Annotated in this window: 23 protein-coding genes; 4 read left to right on the top strand and 19 right to left on the bottom strand. The window is 52.5% G+C overall.

Annotated features, from left to right (window positions below):
* Positions 1–34 precede the first annotated feature (34 nt).
* From JFL75_RS02095 to JFL75_RS02065, 7 genes are all read right to left on the bottom strand, one after another.
* The gene (locus tag JFL75_RS02095; RefSeq protein WP_251106211.1) at positions 35–949 is read right to left on the bottom strand and encodes an L-ribulose-5-phosphate 3-epimerase; all 915 of its coding nucleotides are present in this window, start codon (positions 947–949) and stop codon (positions 35–37) included.
* Positions 950–967: 18 nt separating this feature from the next.
* Positions 968–2032, bottom strand: coding sequence for an L-ascorbate 6-phosphate lactonase (gene ulaG, locus JFL75_RS02090; protein WP_215625046.1), 1065 nt, complete (start codon positions 2030–2032; stop codon positions 968–970).
* A gap of 10 nt (positions 2033–2042) precedes the next feature.
* Positions 2043–2693 carry a 3-keto-L-gulonate-6-phosphate decarboxylase UlaD gene (ulaD, locus tag JFL75_RS02085; RefSeq protein WP_215625045.1) on the bottom strand — a complete coding sequence of 217 codons (651 nt, stop codon included), beginning with the start codon at positions 2691–2693 and terminating at the stop codon, positions 2043–2045.
* A 110-nt stretch (positions 2694–2803) separates the two neighbouring features.
* Entirely contained in the window at positions 2804–4522 is a 1719-nt protein-coding gene (locus tag JFL75_RS02080; RefSeq protein WP_215625044.1) for a glycoside hydrolase family 3 protein, read from the bottom strand.
* A gap of 17 nt (positions 4523–4539) precedes the next feature.
* The gene (locus JFL75_RS02075; protein ID WP_215625043.1) at positions 4540–5367 is read right to left on the bottom strand and encodes a carbohydrate ABC transporter permease; all 828 of its coding nucleotides are present in this window, start codon (positions 5365–5367) and stop codon (positions 4540–4542) included.
* A 9-nt stretch (positions 5368–5376) separates the two neighbouring features.
* The gene (locus JFL75_RS02070) at positions 5377–6276 is read right to left on the bottom strand and encodes a carbohydrate ABC transporter permease (RefSeq protein ID WP_215625042.1); all 900 of its coding nucleotides are present in this window, start codon (positions 6274–6276) and stop codon (positions 5377–5379) included.
* A 94-nt stretch (positions 6277–6370) separates the two neighbouring features.
* A complete protein-coding gene (locus tag JFL75_RS02065; RefSeq protein WP_215625041.1) occupies positions 6371–7642 on the bottom strand; it encodes an ABC transporter substrate-binding protein in 1272 nt (423 codons plus the stop codon).
* A gap of 213 nt (positions 7643–7855) precedes the next feature.
* Between JFL75_RS02065 and JFL75_RS02060 the strand changes: the two genes are divergently transcribed.
* A complete protein-coding gene (locus JFL75_RS02060; RefSeq protein WP_215625040.1) occupies positions 7856–9361 on the top strand; it encodes an FGGY-family carbohydrate kinase in 1506 nt (501 codons plus the stop codon).
* A gap of 191 nt (positions 9362–9552) precedes the next feature.
* On the opposite strand, the gene JFL75_RS02055 is transcribed toward JFL75_RS02060, so the two are convergent.
* Complete coding sequence (locus JFL75_RS02055; RefSeq protein ID WP_215625039.1) at positions 9553–10209, bottom strand: B3/B4 domain-containing protein; 657 nt, start codon at positions 10207–10209, stop codon at positions 9553–9555.
* A gap of 45 nt (positions 10210–10254) precedes the next feature.
* Positions 10255–11085 (bottom strand): amino acid kinase family protein, encoded by an 831-nt coding sequence (locus JFL75_RS02050; RefSeq protein WP_215625038.1) that lies wholly within the window; start codon positions 11083–11085, stop codon positions 10255–10257.
* Between the two features lie 120 nt (positions 11086–11205).
* On the opposite strand from JFL75_RS02050, the gene JFL75_RS02045 reads away from it, so the two are divergent.
* Positions 11206–12084 (top strand): LysR family transcriptional regulator, encoded by an 879-nt coding sequence (locus tag JFL75_RS02045; RefSeq protein ID WP_215625037.1) that lies wholly within the window; start codon positions 11206–11208, stop codon positions 12082–12084.
* Positions 12085–12093: 9 nt separating this feature from the next.
* Here the strand turns inward: JFL75_RS02045 and JFL75_RS02040 are convergent, their stop codons facing one another.
* The 6 genes from JFL75_RS02040 to JFL75_RS02015 are packed head-to-tail and all read right to left on the bottom strand — an operon-like array spanning position 12094 to position 17679.
* Positions 12094–12711 (bottom strand): energy transducer TonB, encoded by a 618-nt coding sequence (locus JFL75_RS02040; RefSeq protein ID WP_215625036.1) that lies wholly within the window; start codon positions 12709–12711, stop codon positions 12094–12096.
* Between the two features lie 38 nt (positions 12712–12749).
* Entirely contained in the window at positions 12750–13142 is a 393-nt protein-coding gene (locus JFL75_RS02035; protein ID WP_215625035.1) for an ExbD/TolR family protein, read from the bottom strand.
* Positions 13139–13540: an ExbD/TolR family protein gene (locus JFL75_RS02030; RefSeq protein ID WP_215625034.1), complete on the bottom strand. Its 402-nt coding sequence runs from the start codon at positions 13538–13540 to the stop codon at positions 13139–13141. Before JFL75_RS02030 ends, JFL75_RS02035 begins: the two co-directional genes overlap by 4 nt.
* A 1-nt stretch (position 13541) precedes the next feature.
* Positions 13542–14240: a MotA/TolQ/ExbB proton channel family protein gene (locus JFL75_RS02025; RefSeq protein ID WP_215625033.1), complete on the bottom strand. Its 699-nt coding sequence runs from the start codon at positions 14238–14240 to the stop codon at positions 13542–13544.
* Positions 14241–14244: 4 nt separating this feature from the next.
* Entirely contained in the window at positions 14245–15129 is an 885-nt protein-coding gene (locus tag JFL75_RS02020) for a hypothetical protein (protein ID WP_215625032.1), read from the bottom strand.
* A gap of 6 nt (positions 15130–15135) precedes the next feature.
* Positions 15136–17679 (bottom strand): TonB-dependent receptor plug domain-containing protein, encoded by a 2544-nt coding sequence (locus tag JFL75_RS02015; RefSeq protein WP_215625031.1) that lies wholly within the window; start codon positions 17677–17679, stop codon positions 15136–15138.
* Positions 17680–17961: 282 nt separating this feature from the next.
* Here JFL75_RS02015 and JFL75_RS02010 point away from each other — a divergent pair, with 282 nt between their 5' ends.
* Positions 17962–18336, top strand: coding sequence for a winged helix-turn-helix transcriptional regulator (locus tag JFL75_RS02010; RefSeq protein WP_215625030.1), 375 nt, complete (start codon positions 17962–17964; stop codon positions 18334–18336).
* Positions 18337–18471: 135 nt separating this feature from the next.
* The gene (locus JFL75_RS02005) at positions 18472–18762 is read left to right on the top strand and encodes a hypothetical protein (RefSeq protein ID WP_215625029.1); all 291 of its coding nucleotides are present in this window, start codon (positions 18472–18474) and stop codon (positions 18760–18762) included.
* Between the two features lie 145 nt (positions 18763–18907).
* Here JFL75_RS02005 and JFL75_RS02000 read toward each other — a convergent pair whose 3' ends face one another.
* The 4 genes from JFL75_RS02000 to JFL75_RS01985 all read right to left on the bottom strand — a co-directional run bounded on the left by JFL75_RS02000 (position 18908) and on the right by JFL75_RS01985 (position 21774).
* Positions 18908–19654 carry an SIMPL domain-containing protein gene (locus tag JFL75_RS02000; protein ID WP_215625028.1) on the bottom strand — a complete coding sequence of 249 codons (747 nt, stop codon included), beginning with the start codon at positions 19652–19654 and terminating at the stop codon, positions 18908–18910.
* A gap of 42 nt (positions 19655–19696) precedes the next feature.
* Entirely contained in the window at positions 19697–20602 is a 906-nt protein-coding gene (locus JFL75_RS01995; protein ID WP_215625027.1) for a hypothetical protein, read from the bottom strand.
* A gap of 129 nt (positions 20603–20731) precedes the next feature.
* Entirely contained in the window at positions 20732–21139 is a 408-nt protein-coding gene (locus JFL75_RS01990) for a hypothetical protein (protein ID WP_215625026.1), read from the bottom strand.
* Positions 21140–21165: 26 nt separating this feature from the next.
* A complete protein-coding gene (locus tag JFL75_RS01985; RefSeq protein WP_215625025.1) occupies positions 21166–21774 on the bottom strand; it encodes a leucine-rich repeat domain-containing protein in 609 nt (202 codons plus the stop codon).
* Between the last annotated feature and the right edge of the window lie 106 nt (positions 21775–21880).

Genomic DNA, 21880 nt, shown 5'->3' with positions numbered 1-21880 from the left:
AATTTGTCAACCGCCGCTGCCGGCGTGCACAGCGTCAGGGGATAACTTCCGGACGGAGTGGCCGCGGATCAACACATATACCGGCTTCCGCCATTTTGCCGAGGATCCATTCCCGGGCGTGCTCAATTTCCATTATAGGGTCCGGCGACTTTTCCGTCCACATTTCAATAAGAAATGAACCTTGGTACCTGAGCGCAGAAAGGGTGCGGAAGATTTCAACAAAGTCGACACACCCTTCCCCGAAGGGAACTTCTTTGAATTTTCCCGGGAATCCGGGACCGACCGCAAGGGTATCCTTAAGATGGATGGATGTTATCCGGTCGAGACCCAGCTCAAGTTCCCGGGGAACATCGTTCCACCACGCGGAGAGGTTTCCCACATCGGGGTAAACCTGAAACCATGGACTGCGGATCTGCTCGGCGTAGGTTTTCCAGCGGGTTATGGAATTTACCAGCGGATGGTCCATGATTTCAGCGGCCAGCATAATCTGCGCGCCCGATGCAATGCTGACCGCTTCCTCCAGACCCTGGAGAAAATATTTTTTTGTCTCCGCTGTGGAAGGTTCATAGTACACATCATAGGCGGCCAGCTGTATGGTCCGTATTCCCGTATCAACGGCAAAACGTATGGCCGACTCCATGATGCTCCGGGCTTTCTTCCGTATTGCGGGGTCCGCGCTGCCCAGGGGATATTTCCGGTGGCAGGACAGGCACAGGGACGGAATGTCGATGCCGCTTTCCCGGACCGTATCCCGGAATGATTTCCGCTCTCCCGGGCTCCAGCCGAGCCGGGCCATGCGGGAGTCGCTCTCATCGACCGACAATTCAACAAAGTCATACCCCGCGGCCCGGGCAGTCTCCAGCCGTTCTTTCCAGGTTTCTACCGGCGGAAGCGCCTTTTCGTATATGCCGATTCTGGGCATGCGCCGGAATTCCGCAGCGTCCAACACAGATTTCCTCTTTCCGTTCTACAGGAACGACGGATAAGGCAGATCGTCTTCACCGGAAAACACATCGTCGAATCCCCGGGGATAATGGTATTCGATCGTGTCCCGGTCACCGGGATAGGTAAACTTCCCGCCCACCTGCCAGATAAACGGCGAGAAACCGTACCGGAGCCGCTTCTTCCGCATATTCCAGAGGGCCACAATTTCCATGGGGTCCGCCTGAAAGTTTGTCCAGATGTCGTGGTGAATGGGTATGACCACCCGCGCCTTGAGGCACTCGGCCATCCGGAGGATATCGACGGAGGTCATTTTGTCGGTGACACCCCGGGGGTTTTCGCCGAAGGAACCAAGGGCCACGTCAATGGTGTGCTCATTGCCGTGCTTGGCAAAGTAATTCGAGTAATGGGAATCCCCTGAGTGGTAGAGATTGCCCCCGGGGGTTTTGATGAGGTAATTAACCGCCATTCGGTTCATATCCCTGGGCATGGTTCCCTTGAGTGCCATGTCCGCCGGAGCCGTAATAAGGGCCGTCCGGTCAAACGCTTCGAGGGCGGTGATTTCAACATCCTTTATTGTGATGCTGTCGCCGGGCCTGACGATCCTGCAGCGGCTTTCCGGCACACCCCACCCGGTCCACAGCGCGACACAGGACTCCGGCCCGATAAAGGGAATATCCCCGGGACAGTTCTGCAGTACCGCCGCGGCCACATTGGGATCGATATGGTCCGCGTGGTCATGGGTGGCCAGGACCGCGTCGATTTCACGGATGCCGAAAGGGTCCAGCGGGAAGATTGAATTTCTGAGATTCAGCTGGAGATGCTGGGCTCCGGTCATCCGCTGCATCTGGTGGCCCTTGGCCATGAGGGGGTTTTTCTTTGTCCGTTTTCCGGTGCCGACCCAGAAATCCACTGAGAGGTTGGCCCCGCCGGGACTCTTAAGCCATATACCGGTGCAGCCAAGCCACCACATACTGAAAGTTCCGGGAGCGACCTGTTCCTGCTCGATTTCTTCGTTGAGCCACGTTCCCCATTCGGGGAAGGTATTTAAAATCCATGATTCTCTGGTAATGGTATCTATCTTTGCCATGGTGTTCTCCTTATGTCCATTCCGAGTCAATAACCGTTTTGAATTCCCCCGCCGCTTTCGCCGGATCGGGGCAATCGTACAGGGACCGGCCGGCGATAAAACACTTAACCGGGATTCCCCTGAACCGCCGGAGATCCTCCGGGGTGAGCCCTCCGGTGACCGAAACATCCATGCCCATGCGGCTGAGTTTTTCAACCCGTTCAATGTCATCCCGGTCCCAGCCCTTCCCCGCCGCCTGGGCGTCCCGGCCCCGGTGGTAGATTGCCTGGGTTATTCCCATGGCCAGCCATGACTGGGCGTGTTCAAAGGTCCAGTCGCCGTACAGTTCAACCTGGACATCCCCGCTGTATTTTTTAGCCGTATCAAGGGCCGCCTGCATGGTCGCCAGGGGGGCGCTGCAGATAAGGGTCATCCATGTGGCCCCCCGGGAAAATACCAGTTCAGCCAGCACCGCGCCGGCGTCGGCGGCTTTTAAGTCCGCGAGGATGATATGGCCGGGGTACCGGGATCTCAGTTCCGAAACAGCCCTGACTCCTTCGGCGAAACAGAGAATAGTTCCCGCTTCAAGAACATCCACATGGGGCGCTATCTTTTCCGCGGCGTCAAGGGCGGAAGATAAATCCGTCTGGTCCAAAGCGATCTGAAGCAATGGTTTTTTCATGCGTAACTCCTTCGGGTGCTCCCCGGAAAACACAGCCCGTTTCAGGGGATAGTATTTTAAGAACCGGTGCCATTTTTCACGGCAGAGACCGGTCCGTCGCTTCCTTTTATTTACAGCAGGGCATCCCACAATCCGCAGCTTGGGTCCACCGGGGATACCCCCGTAAAATCAGAACGCCCCAGTATTTTTTCAATTACCGCGTCCATAACATAAGGGCTTGGGGTATATCCGTTGATAAACGTCTTAACCGCCGGCACGTCGAAAAGATGGTAGGGGTTGTCCACGGATACAAACAGGGTCGGTATGTCATGGATATACCGGGGTGAATTAAGCGCCCCCGGTCCCTGCCAGGAAATACGGGCCACCGTATCGCTGCCGGAAGTTTTGATGTTGGCGAAGTACAGAATAAGATCAAACCGCTCCCGCAGAGAGGCGAGGCTCGCTGCGAGGTACTGCATATCCGCCTGCTTTCCGTCAAAGGGGGTAACGGAAAAACCTTCATCTTCGAGTTTCCGCTTAAAATAATCCCCGTGGTTTTTCGTAGCATCGTGGTATCCGCCGATATCCCCCAGAACATGGAACAAAATACGGCGGTTTTTCTCCGGGATCAGGGGCAGCAGCTTCTGGGTATCCTTTACCAGCGTCACTGCCCTTTCCGCGCATTCCCGGGCGGCGGTGATTATTTCCGGGGATCCGATGGTCCGGAGTTTTTCCTTCGCGGGAACCAGCCGGCCTTCCCCCTTTTTTTCCGGCAGACTGAGGGCAGCCTTCATGCCGAGGATGCGGAGCACCGCGTCGTCCAGCCGTTCTGGAGTGATGATTCCGTTCCGGATACCTTCCATCATGAAACCGAAATCCTCTTCCAGATTGCAGACAAACAGGAATACATCGCACCCCGCGGCGACGCAGGAAGGAACCGCCCTGCTCCGGCCGGCGGCCTGCATAAAGCCGTTCATGGTGGTGGCGTCGGAAACCACCAGTCCGTTGAAGCCGAGTTTTCCCCGGAGAAGATCCCAATTGAGTTCCGCCGCCAGGGAACCGGGCATGATGTCCTTGTCGGCGATGCCGGGCCGCAGCAGGCGGCTCCAGGCGGGAAGCTTGATATGAGCGGACATCACGGTCTCGGCCCCGTCGGCTATCAGGGTTCGGTAGATGGTGCCGTACCGCTCCATCCATCCCTCTGCGGAAAGGGAATTCGTTGAGGAAACCATATGCTGGTCCCGTTCATCCAGGCCGTCCCCGGGCCAATGCTTGAGGCAGACCAGCATACCCGCTTCCCGCATGCCCCGGACGTATTCCCGGGCCATGGCGAGTACCGTTTCCGGGTCGGAACTGAATACCCGGGTATTGGTAATGGGGTTGTGCCAGTTCGTATCAATATCAAGAATGGGACCGAAGTTCCAGTTCATCCCCAGGGCAGCTCCTTCAAGGGCGGAATAATATCCGGCTTTGTAGGCCATGGCCGGATCACCGGAGGCGGCGATCTGCATCTGGGTTCCCATACAGGTCCCTTCATCCGCGACGCCGTCCGCGCCCCGTTCTATGTTTCCCGCCAGCAGAAGGGGAACAGTAAAGGCATTCTGGAGGCGCTCAAAATTCTCCCTGACCTTTTCCGCGGGCATGGCCCGGGTCATACACGAACCGGGAACAATATCCAATTCCTCCAGCCGCCGGAGCAGCGGCCCGGCATCCTCGTCAACTATGTTCAGGCAGAAAAGCTGTCCCGCCTTTTCACGGACTGTCATTGATTCCAGGGTATCCGTCACCCACTGAATCCGGCTGTCATCGAGGCTGTAAGGTTCGGCGCGCAAATCAACTGCAAAATCCATAATCGTCTCCCGGCGGATCAGCCCTTCAGGCCGGTGGTCGCCGCTCCTTCAACAAAAAACTTCTGGCAGGTAAGGAATAAAATCAGAATGGGTATCAATGAAATCACCGAAGCCGCCATGATCGGCGCGTATTCGGCGCTGAATTCCGAGATAAGGTTCCGCAGCCCCAGCTGTATCGTGTATTTGCTGGGAGAGTTGATGTAAATCAGGGGCGGAAGGAAGTCGTTCCACACAGCCACGGAGGTAAAGATAGTAAGAGACGCCACGGCGGGTTTCGCCAGCGGCAGGACGACCCGGGAATAGATACCGAATTCGGTGAGGCCGTCAATCCGGGCAGCCTCGGACAGTTCGTTGGGTATCCCCTGGTAATACTGCCGGAGCAGAAACACCCCCATGGGGTTAAACGCCTGGGTCAGGATCAGGGCCATCCGGGTATTGGCGAGCCCCATGGACCGGATGATCATAAACTGGGGAATCATAATCGCCTGCATGGGAATCATCAAAGTAGCCAGGTACGCCAGAAACAGTTTGTTCCGTTCGGGGAAGATAATTTTTGAGAAGGCGTAAGCCGCCATGGAACAGGTAATAATCTGGAGTATGGTTATGGTCACCGCAAGGAACAGGGTGTTCCCGAAGAGTATCGGATAATGGGCTTTGTTCCAGATATAGGAATAATTTTCAAATTTAAAAGTTTCGGGAATCCATTGTATAGGAAACACGAAAACATCCAGGTCATCTTTAAATGACGCTGAAAGCATCCACAGGAACGGGAAGGCCATAATAATGGAAGACAGTACAACGGCGGTATAGGTAAGGATCCGGCCGATAACGCTTTTCTTTTCCATGAGGTCCCCCTACTCGCCCTGGTTTTGGGTTTTGAACTGAATCACGGTTACGATAAAAATGCACAGAAACAGAACCATGGACATGGCGGAGGCGTAGCCGAAATTGAATTCCTCAAAAGCTTCCTGGTAAATGGTGTACACCAGAACCCTGGTGGCCCGGCCGGGTCCGCCCCGGGTCATCACGTAAATTGGCGTAAAAACCTGGAAGGAATTGATGATGCAGATTATGGCGACATAAAAATTGATGGGCTTCAGCCCCGGCAAGGTTACATGGAGGAACCGTTTCCATTTGTTCGCCCCGTCAATGGTAGCGGCTTCGTAGAGTTCCCGGGGAATAGCCTGCAGGCCCGCAAGGTAACTGATCATGTAATACCCGACACTTTTCCAGACGATCATGATCATCACCGCGATCAGGGCCCAGCGGGTTGAGGACAGCCATCCCGGAGGATTACTGATGCCCAGAGCCATGAGGAATTTGTTTATGGGGCCCATGGTAGGATGGTACAGAAACTGCCATACCGCGGAAATCGCGATTATTGAAGAGATATGCGGAAAGAAGTGAAGCGCCCGGTAAACCGGAGCGCCCCTGACGCCGCTGTTGATAAGCATGGAAAGTCCCAGGGCAATGACCATAATAAGAGGGACCGTTCCGACAGTATAGATGACGGTATTGATAAGGGAGATCCGGAAATTACTGTCGGAAAACAGGCGGGTAAAATTACGGAACCCCACAAACTGCATGGGATTGTTGCCGTCCCAGCGGTTGAAACTGAGAACCACCGCGAAAAGAACCGGAATAAGGGTAAAGATAAGAAAGCCGATAAAGTTAGGGGCTAAAAAAAGATATGCCGTACGCCGGTTCCGGCGGATTATGGCTCGGCTCTTTGCCTGTACTGCGGCGGTTGCCATGAATGGCCTCCTTTTATGCGGTTCTAAAACATACCGCGGCCGCGGATCAGGGCCGGCAGCCCCAATCCGGACCGGTTCCGTATTGGATAAAAACTTAAGACCCCTGGCTGATAATTTCCTGCCGCCGTTTGGTCATATTGGCGATGCACTGATCCGGGGTCTGGTTGCCGGTGATAACCAGTTCCAGTTCCTCATTCATCATTCCCGAAATTTTTCCCATCAGCACATTGGCATCCCCGAATCCGTAGGTTTTATTTCCCGTGAGGGCTGCGTAGGAAGTCTCATCGATGCCGGTGGAAGCCCGGTAAATATTCATGGTATCGGCGTTCATATATGAGGGGACCATTTTATTTTCAGCCATGATCGCGGCGCCTTCCGGCCCGCAGATAAAGGAAAGCAGCACCCAGGCGGCGTCGGCATTCTTTGTCTTCGCGTTTATCAGCACCGGAGTACTGGTCGCGAATCCCCGCTGTTCGGTTCCCGCCCAGTAGGGACTCTTGGCGACCCCCCATTCAAAATTGTACTTATCCTTGTTATCCGCCAGCATCTGCACAAACCATGAGCCGTTGTAGAGCATGGCCGTATTACCCCGGTAGAAGTAGGTCTGGTCCTGGTTCATGGACTTGCTGATGGCATAGGGCTCGTAGGATTTGTCGGTATTCTGAAGGGCAACGTAATACTCAATGGAACCTTTCAGTAAGTCAAAGGAGCTGGTCATGATATCGAAATTGGGATCCTTGCCGATGATGAAGGGCACCACAAATCCCATCCGGGGAATAAACCCGATGCCGAATTTCTGGGAATCCCCGGAACCGTAGGTTACTCTTTTTGCGAGGTCACGGTACGCTTCCCAGGTCATGTTGTTTGAAGGGTACGGTACATTGGCGTCATCGAATATCTTTTTATTATAGAAGATAACCCAGTCATTGGTACGGTACGGCAGGGCGTACAGCTTTCCGTCGATCCGGTAGTGCTGGTCCAGCACGGTTCCGAAAGCGGCGGTATTAAAGTTGTTTTTGGAGATCAAATCATCGATATTACGGGCATAGCCGTTCAGTACGTAGGTCGGATAGGCGGTGTTGCTCTTGCCGTAAAACACATCGATGTTGTCGCCGCCGGTCAGCATGGTGGTAATTTTCTGGTCGTAATCGGCGTTGGGTGATGAGATAACATCCACTTTGTATTCGGGATGGGCCGCCTCAAAGGCTTCGATAATTGCCTTATCGTATCCCACCGATTCATAGTCCCAGAGGGCAAGGCGGATAACGGTTTTACCGTCCCCGCCGGATTTTGAGCCCGAATTGCCGCATGCGATAAGACACATGCTCAGCAGCACCGAAAGAAAAAGAAAGCCGGTTTTCTTCATGTAGGCACCTCCAATTCAAATAATCAATTTAATCAAGAATATCACCACTTTTCAAATTACACAAGAAAAATAAATCGTAAAAAAATCATTTTTATGCTTATTTATGATTTTTTTGAATGTTTGTAATAAATAATATGTTCGTTTGAAGATTTTTTTGTTGCCCATATCCGGACTTGTATGGTATAACGGGAACTGACCAATACCGGGGGAGCTATGGAAAACGGCGGGATTATTTCAGTCGATATCGGAACCACCAGCATGAGGGCGGTACTCCTTGACCGGACCGGGCGGATCCTGACTGCAGCCCAGGAAATGAATCCGCCGGATTATTTTCCCGGAGGCAGGGTCGAACAGGATCCCCGTTCCTGGGAAAACCTGCTTCCGCGGGTACTGCGCAAGTGCCGGGAAGAAGCGGAAAGCGCCGGTATTGGCGTAGAAGGGATTTCCCTGGCTTCCCAGCGGTCGTCAATTATCCCCCTGGGAAAAGACCGGCGCCCGATTGCCCCGGCAATTATGTGGCAGGATACCCGGGCGGAACCATTGTGCCATGCCCTGGAGCCCCAGCAGAAAAAAGTTTACCAGAAATCCGGGCTGAAAATTTCCACGGTGTTTTCCGCGGTTAAAATGAAATGGCTCAAGGAACAGCGCCGGGCTGTTTACGATGCCGCATGGAAAATCACGGGGATCCATGATTACGTTCTCTGTTTGCTGACCGGTAATCTGGTCACGGACCGCTGCATTGCCAGCAGGACGAGTCTGCTTAATCTTTTTACCCTTGACTGGGATGATGAGCTTATCGGTATTTTCGGGCTGGAACGGGGAAAACTCTGCGATCTGATTGACCAGGGCAGCACGGCAGGAACCCTTACGAATGAAATGGCCCGCCTGTCGGGCCTGCCCGCGGGATTGCCGGTGGTTTCCGCGGGCGGGGATCAGCAGAATGCCGCCCTGGGACTGGGACTCCTCGGGCCGGGGGATGTGATCATCAGTACCGGAACCGGCTCGTACGTCCTGGGGGTTTCGGAAAAACCGGTTTTCGATCCCGGGGAACGGGTTTTATGCAATGTATCCGCTGTTCCCGGGGGATATATCCTCGAAGCCGGCGCTTTGACCATGGGTACGGTGTACCGCTGGTTCACCGATACCTTTTATTCCCCGGAAACGGGTTTTTCTGATGTGGATAATGAAGCCCGGGAATCACCGCCGGGATCGGGAGGCGTCATCGTACTCCCCCACTTTTCGGGATCCGGCGCCCCCCACTGGAATCCCGGCGCCAAGGGAATTTTCTACAATCTTGGCCTGAATACCCGCCGGGGGGATCTGGCCCGGGCGATTCTTGAGGGCATTGCCACGGAAATGGCGGATAACGCGGATCTGATCGCCGGTTTATCGGGATTGCCCGAAACCTTCCGGGCCGCCGGCGGGCTGAGCAAATCGGCGGTCTTTAGTCAGATCCAGGCGGATGCCTGCGGCAGACCGGTGGTATGTTCCCGGGAACATGAAGCCACGTCCCTTGGAGCCTGGATATCGGCCGCAAAAAACCTGGGGCTTTTTACGGATTACCCCGCGGCCTATGAAAGCGCGGCCAGAAACCATACGGCAGCGGTATTTCATCCGGTGCACGAACATACGGAACTCTACCGGAAAATACGCAGGAAAAAACAAGCCATATACAACGCGCTGACCGAACATAACGTTTACGATACGGATTATGAATAACACATCCCGGAGTGCCCATGGATACCTACAGATCACTGCGCGAAGAAGCCTTTGAAGCAAACATGGAAATCCCCCGCCGCAATCTGGCGATCTATACCTGGGAACGGTAACACGGAAAGGATGCGTATTACGGGCAGAAAAACTAGGGTCCGGAAACATAAACACCCCGGTTCCGAGCCGGATTCTTCAAATTATACGATCCGTGTCTCGATTCCCCGCACGCCGCAATACTGTTCTAGGTTTTGCGAATACCGCTCCATCCAGAAAACGAGATCACCGGGACCGTCAAATGAATAAAGCACGGAAAGGATCTTTCTGCGGCCGGTTTGTATCATGGCCCTGCGGCTGTCGCTGGTCGGACTGCCGAATGGTCCCAGTTCATCATAGAGGACGGGAAGGCGCTCTATATTCACACTCCCCTTACCGATTCCGTCGTAGCGGGCTCCGTCATCCGCGCGGCGGAGTTCAACGGCGCCTTTCAGCGCATCAGCGTCGTAGGAACCGATGGAGTATCCGGAGGAAACGGAAATGAGATTATTGATTTCCACCACATTGCAGATATGGTACAGTCCGGAATTTTTGACGATCCGGCGCAGCATGGCCTCCGCCGCGTTGCGGTATTCCTGGGGTGATTTGCCAAGGGCCTTATAGGCCCGCCGGGCTGCCGCAATGTGCGGGTTTTCCGCCACCGTATCAATCGTATATTGCCGGGATAACTTTTCCGCCGCACGGTCAAAAACGCCGAGGAGTTCAGAGGAACTCGCCGCCACGGTTGCTTCATACCGCAGAATCCCCAGGGCGGTTCCCGGACAAATGGCTTTGAATTCATCCGATATGATTATATCCATCAGGGACCTCCGGTTTTTTTGTGTGTATTCTGTGAAACAGCTGGTCTATCTGACCTGAAAAAGCGTCCGGGGGCAGCTTCCGGAGATCACCTCAGGTATGCGGTATCGGGGACTGGCGATTATAACCGTCGTGCCCCGGCGGACCGGTTCTTTGATAAATTCCAGCTTCGCTTTGGCGCCCCCCGCTCCGGCGCGGCTGGCTCCGGCGCAGTGGGACTGCAGGGCGTCAATCGCCGCTATCAATTCATCCGGATCTTTCCCCTCAACCCGTTCAACCAGTGTTGCCGGGTCGAGGGGATCCAGGTAAATACCGTCGGCGGAAGTGAAAATCAGCAGATATTTTGCGTGAACCAGCGACGCGATGACCGAGGCGGTTTCATCATTATCGACGCACTCCACGATCTTTTCCTTCCCGTTGCTGCGCAGCTGATCCAGCTCCCAGCGGCGGTTTTCCTCAAAGCTCACCGTATCATTGTAGTTAACGATGGGGATGGCCTTCTGCCTGCCGCAGCGCATGAGAAACTGGTAAATATGGGCCCGTTTTTCGGGATCATTAAAATGGGTGTGCTCCACCAAAAGCTGCCGGACAGAGTATTCTTCCGGAATATACCGGCGGTATTCCTGCATCAGAATGGCCTGCCCCTGGGCGGAATAATCGGTCATTACGTCGTTTTTGGGGCCCTCCAGTTCCCGGCCGGTTCGTTTTATATAATCCAGCCGGCCGATTTCCACCGCCCCCGAGCTTACCCACACCATTCCCGATTTAAGGTCCCTGCCTATCCGGCTGAACACATTGTAGTCAATGTCGTGTTCTCCGTTCCGGATCAGCGCCATGGATCCGATTTTTCCGACCAGTTCAATATCAAAACCTTTCATATCCGGCAGTCTCCGCGGTAAAGATTGCATTTATTATACCGCCACTATAGAATGGTTTTATCTTAAAGTAAAGCTATAGTTTATAACATCGATTTTAAGAATTACTTAAAAGAGGTACCCATGGAAAGTTCACGGTGCAAGGCTTTTTTAACCGCCGCGGAAACAGGAAGTTTTTCAAAGGCCGCTGAAATTCTGTATTATACCCCTTCCGGGGTGAGTCAGCTGGTAAACGCCCTTGAGGCGGATCTTGGGTTTCCGCTGCTGCGGCGGAACAAAAAAGGGGTGACCCTGACTTCGGAGGGTGAAAAAATACTTCCGGTGGTACGGGAATTCCTCATGCAGGAAAACCGGATCTACCAGCTTGCGGCGGAGATGAAGGATCTTGCCATAGGCAACGTTACGATAGCCGCGTATTCCAGCATCGCGACCCACTGGCTTCCGGGGGTTATCCGGGTTTTTCAGGAGGATTATCCCCGGATCACCATAAAATTGATGGAAGGGATCCGGCAGGAAGTTAGCCGGTGGCTGGAAGAAAAGATAGCGGACCTGGCGTTTTTAAGTTACCAGGATCCGATGCCCTACGACTGGATACCCCTGGCGGAGGACCCAATGCTGGCGGTGCTTCCCAGAAACCATCCTCTGGCCGCGGAAACATCCTACCCGATTAAAAACTGCCGGAATGAACGGTTTATTATGCCCGCCCTCGGCAGGGACGATGACGTGGTGACCCTCTTTGAACGGAACAACGTAACTCCGAACATCCGGTTTTCCACACTGGAGAATTTCGCCGCCCTGGCCATGATTGAGCAGGGCCTGGGCATGAGTGTCATGAATGAACTGATTACCCGCAGATGGCACTGTGATGTGGTGAAACTGCCCCTGGATCCGCCGCAGCACATCACCCTGGGAATCGCGGTGCCGTCCCTTAAAAACGCGTCACCCGCGGTAAAACGGTTTGTCAGATACGCGGAGGAACGTTTGGCTGTCCGGAGTTCGTAACGCGGTACGCTAGCTGATTTTGAATCTCACGGGATAACGGTACCGCACAGCCACGGGCTGTCCGTTGGCCTCCGCGGGCTTGCCTTTTATTCCTTTAAAAGCGTTTACCGCGGCCTCGCCGAATCCCCTGTTCTCCGGTGTTTCCCGGAGTATCGTGATATCCCGGATATTCCCTTCCCGGTCAACGAAAAGCTCAAGATACACGATCCCCTCCACGCCGGAACGCAGGGCTATGGGAGGGTATACAACGGCTCTCCGTATTTCATCTTCCGGAAAAACCGGGAGCACCGATATTTTGCTCATGGGAAGGTACTCAATAGCTTCCTGCCGGGGCTGCGGTACCGGTGCGGTCACCGTTTCTGGCGGCGGTACATCCGCCGCGACCATGGTCTCCGCCACGGCCTCCGCGGTATTGGAAATATTTTCCGGCGGAGGCGGTTCCTTCGGGGGCGGCGGCGGTGTCGTCTCCCGCACATCAACGAGCTTCATCACCTCGGCGGCCTCAGTTTCCTCGGGAATGTCCTGTCTGACGGTAAAAACAAGCAGAAAGATAACCACAGCGTGCAGCACCGCCACCGCGGCAAAGGAGACAATTCTGGTAATATTGTTTTTCCGTTTTTCAATCATTGGGAAAACCCGCTTCTGTTTTTATCCCGCGGCCGGTTCTACTTAACCACAAAACTAACCACCCGGTACTGAAGGATCTGCAAAACACCGAGGACATCGTTCACGTTCCTGAAGGGTGTTCCCCGGTCGGCGATAACGTGGACCCGGGTATCCGGCGCTTCCTGGTAGGCCGTGATGATTCCCGCCTCAACCGCATCAAGGCTGCTTTTGATACCGTCCAGGTAGAGATTTCCCCCGCGGTCCACCCATATCTCGAGATTTTTTTCGGCGCTGGTTTTCTTTGCCAGTTCCGCTTCGGGATATTCAATTTTTACTTCCCGGCGGTAATTGATCAGCGATACCAGCATGATGAAAATGAGCAGAAGAAAAGCCACGTCGGACATAGAGTTTGTGGGAATAACAAAATCCTGCTTCCGTCTTTTTATTTTCATGATTCTTCCTTCATGGAAAAGGAAAACGCGTCGATTTCCAGTTTCTGCGCCAGCTCAACAAAGGAGACCACCTCCTGCCAGGGCGCTTCGGAATCAACGGAAAGGACCACCGCCAGGTTCGGGTGGGCCCGGACGGCGGATCGGATTAACTTTTCGGCATCCGTCCGGCTGAGCCGGGAATCCTCGTAGGAGAGGGACCCGGATCCGTCCATGTCAAACCGCATAAGATCATCCTTCAGAATCATCCTGGTGGAATCCTTCGCGGGAAGGGTCATAAGAAATCCGAAGTTAACATTAAACCCCGCGATGACCAGAAAATAAATTATGAGCAGGAATGCCACATCGCTTGAAGCGCTGGTCTCACCGAAGCTTAAGGTTTTGCGCCGTTTGATTTTCATGCTATTCAGCTGCCGGAGAATCCGTGTTCCGCGGTACCGAAACTTCGCCGGTATTTCCGAAGTGGCGGTACTTCGTGATATCGATAATAAGGTCGGAACAGGCTTTTTCAACATTTCCGGCGAACTTGTTCACCACATTGGAAAGCAGCGAATAGGCGATCATGGCCACAATGGCGATACAGAGGCCGAACACCGTGGTGATCAGGGCTTCGTAGATACCATTGGCGACGATCTGGGCGTTTACATCCTCCGCCTCGGCGATGGAGCGGAAAGCTCCGATCATCCCCGATACGGTCCCCAGAAACCCCGTAAGAGGTGAAAGGGAACCCAGGGCCGTCAGGTAATTGAACCCGCTTTCCAGTGAAGCGACACACTCCCCCGCCTCGGCTTCGGCGGCTTTTTCCGCCAGCTCGTACTCGGGAAGTTCGGCGTTGGAAACCATGGAATGCAGGATCCTCGCTCCCATGCGTTTTTCCCGCAGTTTCTCGAGATACTCCCGGGCTTCGCTGAAACGGCCGGTCCGTACATATTTTTCCGTTTCCAGCTTGAGGTCGTCAATTCTGAGGTTATGGCCCGCCAGGTAGATTATCCTTTCCAGGGCGATCGCCACGGTAGCGATGGAAAATACCAGCAGGGGCCACATAAAAATACCCCCCAGCTGAAAAAGTTCCAGAAGCGAGAAAGATGTTGTTCCTTCCATACAATTACCTCAATGCTAATTTGGCGCCGTTAAAAGACGCTATTATTGAATCCCAATGGCATTCATAAAATATCCAGACCGCGGCTTCTTCCCAGTCCCTGAGCAGAGTCCCGGAATCACGGAGCTCCCGGAGTTCTTCGGGAAAAAGCCATTCCGTATAGGTTGTATTCCACCGGACACTGTCCGCCCGGGTCCATTCCGCGTTTTCGGTGGTATATTCCCGGGGCTGTTCTTTTTTCTTCACCAGTTCGGGAAACAGAATGGGTTTCCAGTATTCCGCGAAGGCTTCACCGGAGAAAAACTCCCGGCCGCCCCATTCACTGCCGTCCATCCATTCCGCCAGGGCAAGGATTCGCTCCCGCCGGTTCCGCAATGAAGTAAGGGCCGCGGCCCCGGTCAAGCGGCTGCTCCTGAGCCTGATGGCGCCTTCGTCAACCTGTATACGCTCAGGGGGACTGTCTATTTCCAGGGACGCTTCATGGCCCCGCAGGACACACCGAGCTGCGCCGAAAAGCCCCAGGGACAGCTCGTTCCAGCCGTACACATGGGATGAGAGGATCCGCGCCTGGGTAAACTCTATCTCCGAAGCCGAGACCGAGTGGCCGTCCCTGGGTACTGAAGTTCGCAGTTCGAGACCGGGGAACCGTTCCGAAGTAATGGACAGAAATTCCGCTCCGGTTGTTTGTTCCCGCATGCGGCGGAGCTCTATCCGGGATCCGCTGTCCCCGGACCGGTACGCGGTAAGTTCCTTTTCACTGAAGGCCGAACCATCCAGAACCTCGCCGGACTTTTCCGCGATAGTCGAACAGGCAGCAAACAAAAAAACACAGCACAGCAAAATGAGGAAACCGGGAATCTGTTTATGCTGCCGCGGATAATTCTTTTTCATACCGGATCAATAACTCCATCTGAACCCAAAGGATACCATGGGAATGGGCAGTCCGTAACTGGCGCTTTGGCTTCCCGTATCTTCAGTGCCGGTATACGAATTAAAGGTGGTGTTTCCCTGGGGACGGTATACCAGGGAAAGAAGGTTTTCCGCGGCTAGATAAATTTCGGTCTGCACCTTTGTCTTTGGGTTAAACCGGTACCAGGACAGCTTCACATCCAGGGGGATGGACCAGGAAGTCCGGTTATCATCGGCGTATTCCGAATCCCGTCGGTATTTGGTAATTACGGTTCCCGGGCTGCCGTCCTTGTCGACCAGCTGCACCTGGTAGGAATAAACTTTCCCGACCTTATTCAGGGGACTGCCCGAAGCTAAACCGAGACGGGTATAGATATTGAAATTACGGGTCGGTTTGATGTTCAGCACCAGGTTGATATTGTGGAACCGGTGATAGCTGGGATAATACCATCCGGAGTCTTCAAGTTCCGTTTCACCGCTGGCCGAAAGCGACCCGGAGGGGCGTTCATTCTCATGGTACTTCGCCCAGGTAAAGGTATAGGAGATCCATCCGTCAAAATAGCGGCTTTCGAATTTCTGGAGCATCGCGTCAAATCCCCAGACAATGCCGTCGCCGTCAAACCGGTATACCATGTCGGTATCAATACCGTTGGTGGTATAACCGTACTGATAGGCCCGGTCAAAGACGTATTTGTAATACCCCTCGATATTAAAACTCCAGCCCCCGGAAAAGTCGGCTTTTAAACCGATAACACTGGTCCAGGAACGGTTCGGCGTGAGGGTAAAATCATCCACCCCGCTGTCGATCTCAATGGAGGAAACCGCGTCGTTCACCGAGGAAAAAAGCCCCGTTCCGGCGGTAATATCCAGGGAACGGAACACGCCTTTGTTTTTAAAAAGATTGAAATCCAGGTTCAGCCGGGGATTGAGGACCGGCATGGTCTGAATGTCGAACCCATCGCCCTTAAAATACAGATGATCCGCGCGAAGTCCCAGTTCCGCTCCGAAACGCTGCGCCGGGCTCGTGTATTCCATCAGGGCATAGGCCGCAGAAGTAAACATGGTATTGCCCGCGGTTATCTCCATCCGCAGGGGATACTGGATATAGTCGACCCCGGGAATTCCGGTTCCTCCGGTTACCTGCCGCTCGATAAAAAAAAGGCCGCTCTGCTCCGCCGACTGCCGGCGGTACAATTCCTCAAGACCCGCGGCGAGAATAAAGCCCCCGCCCAGGTCCCAGTCAAAATCCGCGCGGCCCTGCAGGTTAAAAACATCCTGAACCAGATCAAGATCCATATCCAGATAGTCCCCGGGTATTTCATACCGCAGGGAACCGTCGGGCCGGTACACACGGACGTAATCGTAATCGAAAAGCCCGTCAAGGCGGGACCGCTCAAATCCGGCCCCGGCCCGTGCCTTGAGGACCATATCCCGCCGGGGAGTATAGGTAATGCCGGCGTTAAGGAAGGTCTGCAGATTATCCCAGTTGAAGAGCATATGCATTTTGCTTTGGACTTCCGAATCGTCGTTTTCGTTGGCGTAATCGGCGCCCACCCCGTCGGCGCCGATAAAAGTATTCGCCTTGATTTCCAGGTCCTGGTTAAGCTGGTAATGGAAATTAACCGCGGCGCTTCTTATATACGGCGCGGTGGTGACCGCGTTCACCAGATCAAGGACTTCATTGCCGGTTACATCGGCGAGCCCCTGGGCAGCCCAGACAAAAGGATCCCAGTAGGTCACCCTTCCCATAACCATAAAGCCGCCCTTTTTATTCACCGGAATGGAGGCGTTCAGGTTTACCGAACTGGTGGAAATACCGATTTCCAGTTCCGACGTTTCGGGATCGGCTTTTTTGGAGGTAACCTCAAGAATACCGGAAATCGTATGGCCGTAGCGGGATGAAAATATTCCATGGGAGAGCTGGGCGCTGGCAACCATGTTCGGATCAAAGATGGACGCGCCGCCGCCCCAGTAATAAGGATTTTCAATATAAAAGCCGTCATACACGGCCATCAGATCCCCGGGATCGCCGCCCCTGATGGAAGGCATGGCGTTGAACATTCCGGCATAGCCAACCCCGGGCAGAAGTTTTATTGAAGTCATAACGTCTTCTATAATACCGATCTTGGCGGTCCGTTCCAGATTCTCCCCGGATATCGCCACGCTTCTGCCGGACCGTGTCTCACTTTCCCCGGGCTTCTGCGCTTCGACCACCAGTTCCTTTCCTTCCATAATCCCGCCGAGACTCAGGGCCATGGAAAACACGTCGCCGCTGAGAGGAATGAGCATCCGTCCCGTTTCATAGCCGGGATACGTTGCCTGAATAGTTACCTGCCGGTCATCCGGGACGGTAATAGTGACTTCGCCGAAATCATCGCAGGGATATTTTTCCCCGTCCCAGGAATGGATCACCGCCCCCTCAAGGGGGATCTCCAGATCCCTGTCCGCCACTAAAATTTTAACTTCCCTGCTGAAAACAGCGGCCGGAAGGAGGATAAAAAAAATCAGCCAGGGTACTTTATTTTTTTTCATTAACAATATTCTGAATAAACAGAAACGGAATTTACAATTAACAGGGATTCAACCCGGTCAAAAATATAGTATATGAATTCTATCACAGTGTATACAATGGGGAAATGGCCGGAACGCGGCACCGCGGATTGCCGGATAAAAAGCCTCTGCCCCACAAAATCAACCTTTATCGAATATGCTGTAAATTCCGGCCAAGACGCCGGAGATAGACTTAACATAACTATATATTTTAATTATATACTGATTTATAATAGTAAGTACTTTACCGCAGGGGGTTAGTGTATGTATGTCCATAAAATTGAAAAGGAACTGCTCTGTCCCCTTGAATACGGTCTCGATATATTCGGCGGCAAGTGGAAATCGAGAATCATCTGTGTACTGGCCGCGAATAAAATCATGCGGTACAGTTCAATCCGGAAGGAGCTTAACAATATTACCGACGCTGTTCTGGCGGCCATGCTGAAGGAATTAATTCAGGATGGTATAACTGACCGGTACCAGTACGATACCATCCCCCCGAAGGTCGAATATTCCTTAACCAAAAAAGGGGAATCTATCCTTCCCATACTCCAGAATATCTGCCAGTGGTCTAAGAAGCATTCGGATAAAAAAATCACAAAAAAAATAGCCCCCTGCATCACCTGCGGACAGGTTTAACAGCAGTCTATTTCACTATGAAATTTATTAGTTACTAATAAATTAGTTAATATATTTACTTCGAAAAGCCGCTCTATTATTATAATCATAACATCAGCGGTACCATGATGAATAAAATTGTTACAGGAGCTTGTTATGAATGCAAAAGCATATCTGGAAATAACCATGACCATCGATGAAAACGACAGGCCGGCGGCCGCGAAAGTGTATACCGACTACAAAGAGCCTTTCCTTTCTCAGATCAAGGGAGCCGCTTCAAAAGACCTTCTTATCAGGGGCGATGACGTACAGGTTCTGCACGGTTTTGCCAGCGAAGAGGACGCAAAAAACTACCTCGGCAGCGACATGTTTAAAAATGATGTTTTTGTCGGGCTCAAGGGGTTATGGAAAAAAGATCCTGACGTACGAATTTACACGGTTGCCTAAAACCCCGCGGCTCAGATTGCCGCAAGCCAATACCGGGGTTATTTTATTTTTCCGGTATTGGCCTCTTCTGTGCACACGTCCCGCGGTGATCAGCTCCGGAGAACAGGAGACACCGCCGCGGACAGACATCCGTGGCTGTAGTCCGCTATTCCAGCAAAAAATCAACCGTAACCTGCGCGGTTACTTCCTCCATACCCGTGGGAATGTTCGGAACAAAGATTCCGTCCCGGTCCTGGAAGGCCGCGCCCGATGAAAGCCCGGCACTCCGAGATATTGAATATGAAACATCGAGATCCCTGGCCTCGACTAATTTTACGGTCTTTATCACACGCAGGCCGGAAAGACCGGCGTATTCATTCGCTTTATCCAGGGCTTTCCGGTACGCCAGCTCCCGGGCCTGCACAAACAGCTCTTCCGTATTCTGGACATCAAAGGTCACGTTCCGTACGGAGACCTTATCCACGGATACAATTTTATCCAGCAGCGAAGAAAGTATTTCAGGATTATCCTTTATGTTTTTTACCCTAACATAAATAGTCTGTTCCGCTTTCTGGCCTATCCATGTATAGGTACCGTTTTCGTACTTCGTCTCCACATCGTATTTTATGGAAACGGTCCGTATGTCGGTATCATTAATGTTTGCCTGACGCAGGATATCGAGAACTTCCTGAACTTTTAAATCGACAACTTCTTTCGCCTCCCTGGTTGTGGGGGCCACGTGTTTAAAATAGATATTCAGGCTGGCCACGTCGGCCTGTATCAGGACCTTTCCGATTCCCGTTACCGTAAAAATACTTTTTTCTTCGTCAGCCCCGCCCGCTTCCGAGCATCCCGCAAGAGAAAAGAACAAAAGGCTGATACAGCCCAGGCTCAGAAATATTTTCTTCTTCATAGTTTACCTCCATTCGCTTTACACAGATACCGGAAGACCTTTTCAGCTTTTATCCAGGGTTTGAATAAACTGGATAAAATTTTCCGGCGGGTAAAACGCCAGACTCTGGTCCTGTACGCCGCAGGGGAGTTCCGTCAGTTCACCGTCATGGTACCAGTACAGGCTGCTGCTGATTGAGCCTGGTCCCTGGACGCACATATTGTAAACCGTAGGCAGAAGCACATTGATCGCCTGTAAAACCTCAGCGTCCTCAATCGGATAGATGATCACCGCGTGCCGGTGGGGAATACCGATTAACGCCCCCTTGCTGCCCAAAAGTTCTGGCCGGTCCTTCAGATCAAAGATGATATTGGGAACAAAGAAATGCCCGACACTGGCGTACCATATTCTGAACCCTTCAAAGTCCTGTTCGTTAATAGGAACCGGATAATGGTCCCTCATATTATGTATACCGAACTCAAAAAGCTCATCGGCGGTCTTGTTCCATTTCTCAAGTTTTGCCGGCGGGATATTGCTGACACTGTAGGGCTGGTCAAAAATAAGCATGGCAAAAAGGTTTTCTGAAATTTCCCGGGCCAGTACGGCATCCCCGCTTATGTTGGCCATATAGCCGCTGTCGTAAATCCGCACACCGATATACTCTTTAACCTTTTCAAAATCATCCTCAATCTTTTTAAATTCCTCGTTAAAGAGATGGTTTTCCCGGGTTGTATCAAACTGGTTCTTCACCATATCCATGTATGTCTCAACCGGATTCTGGACGCAGTACTGGAGCATATTCTGGAGTCCCAGACGCGGACTTCCGAAATAGTCCTCTTCGGCATTAACAAATCCGCCTTCAAGGGTATAGCTGATGCCATGATCTATTAAATAGTTTTCCACCGCTGCCATAAAAGCCGTGTACTGTTCTTCATCGGCGAAAGACGCCCACTCCGGTACATTTCCCATACCATTCTCCCTCTTACGAAATGATATCATCATACAGTATTTATCCCTGTTTTACCAATAAAAATTACCAAGAATGATAAGCCTTTCCCTCCGCCGGTAATCTGTTTTATTCTGGATGAATCCAGCCAGTTATTCTCCCATTAATAAAAACCTCGGAGGGGGTCCTTGTACCTGTTCGGCTTCAAAATAAGCTATTCCATTGCCGCAGTATATCAGCGCGGCCATACCATTTCCCGCGACAGCATTCATGGCGGCAGTCAGCGGCAGAAATATTCCATCATAATTTTTCAGCAAAGATAGTACGTAACAATTCTCTTTCTGCCCTCCGTGCCGTAAAATTACGGCTGTTCTCTCTTTTGCATCGGATACAACCAATGGATTCATGACCTGGGATTTGAGAATATCGGTGTAGTTATGGCAGAGCCGATGCAGAACCCGGCTCCGTTTTTGAGGGGTTTCCAATTCGTGAAGGATCCGCGTTCTGTACGCTTTGTTTACATAAAGCTTTACGATCCGCTGTTCCAATGCACTGTCCATTGCTTCTCCCCGTACGGGTGTTCGGTTTATATCCAAACCGCCAAATTATACCTTTGGCGTATGGTCTCAAAAGCGTCCGTCTCTTTCCGATTTTTCAAACTAACCTGCATGGCAAGCATTCCCGCTTTCCGGGCGATAAACTCAAGCTCCGCGGCGGAATGCTGGGTACCGGAAATCCCAAAGCTTTTGAGCCGGGGGATAGTCACAACATTTGAAATATCGGTCAGCCGTTTGCAGCCTGAGATTTCTACGGTCTCCAGGTTTATACAATTTGCCAGGTTTGGAAAGGAGGAAACCATTGGATAATTCATGATCTGAATTTTCTCTGCTGATCTGATGCAGCCAAGAAAATCGAAACAATCCAGCCACCGCCTGAGGCGGCCATTCATAAACAGCTCTTTGAGATTCGGCAGCCTGCCTAACGCAGAATAATCGCTGATATTCCCGCCGAATATGGCAAGTTTTTCCAGCTTTTCACAGGGCAGCAAAAAATCGAGATCGGGACAGGCGGTCCCTTCAAACCAAAGATTTATCCTTCCGGCGTCACAATGGCGTTCAAGAAGCCGCATGTCCCGTTCCCCGAAAGCAGCGAGCACAAGGGCATCTTCTTTTTTATTATAAACACTTTTTTCCATAGGCAATAAATATACCGCATTTCTTCCGTTTGATACATCTAACTTGAGGTTATGGCTGTTACGCCCGGATGCTGGTGGAACAGTCAAATACGGCGGTATACCACCA

Origin of the sequence: Breznakiella homolactica (assembly GCF_016616095.2) — a bacterium.
Lineage (GTDB): Bacteria > Spirochaetota > Spirochaetia > Treponematales > Breznakiellaceae > Breznakiella > Breznakiella homolactica.
This window is presented reverse-complemented; position numbering and strand designations above follow the sequence as displayed.

What these genes read in the sequence shown, in the direction of transcription:
- ulaG (WP_215625046.1), bottom strand. Translation starts at nt 2,032, where the DNA reads ATGGCAAAGATAGATACCATTACCAGAGAATCATGGATTTTAAATACC.
- ulaD (WP_215625045.1), bottom strand. Translation starts at nt 2,693, where the DNA reads ATGAAAAAACCATTGCTTCAGATCGCTTTGGACCAGACGGATTTATCT.
- JFL75_RS02080 (WP_215625044.1), bottom strand. Translation starts at nt 4,522, where the DNA reads ATGGATTTTGCAGTTGATTTGCGCGCCGAACCTTACAGCCTCGATGAC.
- JFL75_RS02075 (WP_215625043.1), bottom strand. Translation starts at nt 5,367, where the DNA reads ATGGAAAAGAAAAGCGTTATCGGCCGGATCCTTACCTATACCGCCGTT.
- JFL75_RS02070 (WP_215625042.1), bottom strand. Translation starts at nt 6,276, where the DNA reads ATGGCAACCGCCGCAGTACAGGCAAAGAGCCGAGCCATAATCCGCCGG.
- JFL75_RS02065 (WP_215625041.1), bottom strand. Translation starts at nt 7,642, where the DNA reads ATGAAGAAAACCGGCTTTCTTTTTCTTTCGGTGCTGCTGAGCATGTGT.
- JFL75_RS02060 (WP_215625040.1), top strand. Translation starts at nt 7,856, where the DNA reads ATGGAAAACGGCGGGATTATTTCAGTCGATATCGGAACCACCAGCATG.
- JFL75_RS02055 (WP_215625039.1), bottom strand. Translation starts at nt 10,209, where the DNA reads ATGGATATAATCATATCGGATGAATTCAAAGCCATTTGTCCGGGAACC.
- JFL75_RS02050 (WP_215625038.1), bottom strand. Translation starts at nt 11,085, where the DNA reads ATGAAAGGTTTTGATATTGAACTGGTCGGAAAAATCGGATCCATGGCG.
- JFL75_RS02045 (WP_215625037.1), top strand. Translation starts at nt 11,206, where the DNA reads ATGGAAAGTTCACGGTGCAAGGCTTTTTTAACCGCCGCGGAAACAGGA.
- JFL75_RS02040 (WP_215625036.1), bottom strand. Translation starts at nt 12,711, where the DNA reads ATGATTGAAAAACGGAAAAACAATATTACCAGAATTGTCTCCTTTGCC.
- JFL75_RS02035 (WP_215625035.1), bottom strand. Translation starts at nt 13,142, where the DNA reads ATGAAAATAAAAAGACGGAAGCAGGATTTTGTTATTCCCACAAACTCT.
- JFL75_RS02030 (WP_215625034.1), bottom strand. Translation starts at nt 13,540, where the DNA reads ATGAAAATCAAACGGCGCAAAACCTTAAGCTTCGGTGAGACCAGCGCT.
- JFL75_RS02025 (WP_215625033.1), bottom strand. Translation starts at nt 14,240, where the DNA reads ATGGAAGGAACAACATCTTTCTCGCTTCTGGAACTTTTTCAGCTGGGG.
- JFL75_RS02020 (WP_215625032.1), bottom strand. Translation starts at nt 15,129, where the DNA reads ATGAAAAAGAATTATCCGCGGCAGCATAAACAGATTCCCGGTTTCCTC.
- JFL75_RS02015 (WP_215625031.1), bottom strand. Translation starts at nt 17,679, where the DNA reads ATGAAAAAAAATAAAGTACCCTGGCTGATTTTTTTTATCCTCCTTCCG.
- JFL75_RS02010 (WP_215625030.1), top strand. Translation starts at nt 17,962, where the DNA reads ATGTATGTCCATAAAATTGAAAAGGAACTGCTCTGTCCCCTTGAATAC.
- JFL75_RS02005 (WP_215625029.1), top strand. Translation starts at nt 18,472, where the DNA reads ATGAATGCAAAAGCATATCTGGAAATAACCATGACCATCGATGAAAAC.
- JFL75_RS02000 (WP_215625028.1), bottom strand. Translation starts at nt 19,654, where the DNA reads ATGAAGAAGAAAATATTTCTGAGCCTGGGCTGTATCAGCCTTTTGTTC.
- JFL75_RS01995 (WP_215625027.1), bottom strand. Translation starts at nt 20,602, where the DNA reads ATGGGAAATGTACCGGAGTGGGCGTCTTTCGCCGATGAAGAACAGTAC.
- JFL75_RS01990 (WP_215625026.1), bottom strand. Translation starts at nt 21,139, where the DNA reads ATGGACAGTGCATTGGAACAGCGGATCGTAAAGCTTTATGTAAACAAA.
- JFL75_RS01985 (WP_215625025.1), bottom strand. Translation starts at nt 21,774, where the DNA reads ATGGAAAAAAGTGTTTATAATAAAAAAGAAGATGCCCTTGTGCTCGCT.